The organism is Mesorhizobium sp. M7A.F.Ca.AU.002.02.1.1 (assembly GCF_003998535.1).
Classification (GTDB): Bacteria; Pseudomonadota; Alphaproteobacteria; order Rhizobiales; family Rhizobiaceae; genus Mesorhizobium; species Mesorhizobium ciceri.
On the sequence record NZ_RZPB01001014.1, the window covers coordinates 1 to 1,804 of the forward strand.

The 1,804-nt window shown below is 61.0% G+C and carries 2 protein-coding genes; both read right to left on the bottom strand.

The features are described 5' to 3' along the window. Positions 1 to 138: 138 nt before the first annotated feature. Positions 139 to 1,155 carry an ABC transporter permease gene (locus tag EN879_RS34420; RefSeq protein WP_024505176.1) on the bottom strand — a complete coding sequence of 339 codons (1,017 nt, stop codon included), beginning with the start codon at positions 1,153 to 1,155 and terminating at the stop codon, positions 139 to 141. Next, the coding region (locus EN879_RS34425; protein WP_164774779.1) for an ATP-binding cassette domain-containing protein at positions 1,152 to 1,804 on the bottom strand (653 nt) is incomplete at its 5' end. The genes EN879_RS34425 and EN879_RS34420, both read right to left, overlap by 4 nt.

The following is a 1,804-nucleotide window of genomic DNA, read 5'->3' on the forward strand; positions in this document are numbered from 1 at the left end:
TACTGATACCGAACACGCAGACCGCCGTGATTGTCTCTGGCCGCAAGCGTGCGGTACGCCTATTGTCGGCGACACGTTCCGTGTGCCGTTGGGCCCGCGGGGCAGGGGCTACAGCCGCCCCGGGAGGGTGCGCTTCGGTCACGTTGCACCTCTTCGTTCAACAAAATGCGTCACGACATTTCCAAACACCACCGCCAGCACGAGCACCACGCCCTGGAAAATGCCGGTGTAGAAGGACGACACGCCGCCGGCGAACAGCACCTTCTGCAGCAACATGAGCGTGGCGGCGCCGATGATGCTGGCGATGACACTGCCGCGCCCACCGCTCAGCGACGTGCCGCCGAGCGCCACGGCAGCGAAGGTCAGCATCAGGAAAGAGGCGCCTGCGTTGGGATTTCCTGTCGCAGTTTGAGCGCTGAGCATGAAACCCGCGAGGCCGTAGAGCATGCCACCGATAACAAAGCTTAGAATTCGGACGCGTTTGACATTGATGCCTGACAGATGCGCAGCTGTTTCATCAGCCCCCACGACATAAAGGCCTGTGCCGAACGCCGTGCGTCGGCAAATCATCCAGAGAGCGACAACGCCCGCGACGAAGAGCCCCGAGATCGGGATCACGCCGAAAAGCACGTCGGTCAGATCATAGGAGATGAAATCCGCGACCGTACCTCCCGGCGCGTCGAGGATCACCAATGAAAGGCCCTGGCAGATGATCATCGTCGCCAGCGTGGCGGCGATCGACTGGAGACGCAGCACGGCGACCAGGAAACCGTTTACCAGGCCGACCACGCCTCCGATCGCCAGGCAGATGGCAAGGCTTTCGACTGCCCCCAACGGGCCGTCCAGCGGATAAGCCGCCATGATGACATTGGTTAGCGAGATGACGCCGGCGACGGAAAGGTCGAAGCCTCTGGACAGCACGATCAACGTCTGACCCGCCGCCGCGATCGCAAGGGGAACGGCATTGTTCGTCAGGTTGAGCACTGTGTCGGCGGTCAGCGCGGTAGGATCCCATATGGAATACAGGCCATACAGGATGATGTAGAGAACGATGATGATGCCGGTGCCGCTGGCCAGTAAGGCTTTTGCCCTTGCCGGCATTGACGGGGCGAGGCGGTGAGAGGTGGCTGCCGCCTTGGTTGCAAGAATGCTCATGCCGCGGCCTCGCGCTTTGATTTTGCGGGGTCTCGGGAATGACCGGTAAGGGCTGCGACCAGCGCACGCTCTTCGATGGCTTCGCCCGTGAACTGCTCGAAAATTCGTGCGCCGTAGAGCACCAGACAGCGGTCGGCCAGACGCGTCAGTTCTGTAAGTTCCGATGAATAGAGAAGCACCGATCCACCCCTGTCGGCAAAGGCCTGAATGGCCGCGTAGATAGCCTGCTTGGTGCCGACATCGACGCCTCGGGTCGGATCGTAGAGAAGCAATGTACGCGCGCCCGTAAACATCGCACGCGCAAGCAATGCCTTCTGCTGATTGCCTCCGGAGAGGTCGGCGATACGAAAATCGAGATAGCGAGGATTGAGTTCGACCCCTTCGGATGCCCGTGCGGCACTGTGCCGTTCCAGCGCGGGCCAGACAAAACCGGTCCGGCTGATGTTCTGGATGACGGGCAGCACGATGTTTGCTGCCGTCGACAGTGTCGAGAATATCCCTTCCACCTTGCGTTCTTCGGGAAGGAAGCTCAGTCCGGCCGCGATGGCATGACGTGGGCTTTTAGGTTGTACGGGCTTTCCCCCGACCAGGATTTGTCCCGACGTCGCTTTATCCAGGCCGACAAGGGTGCGGACAAGTTCGCGCTGGC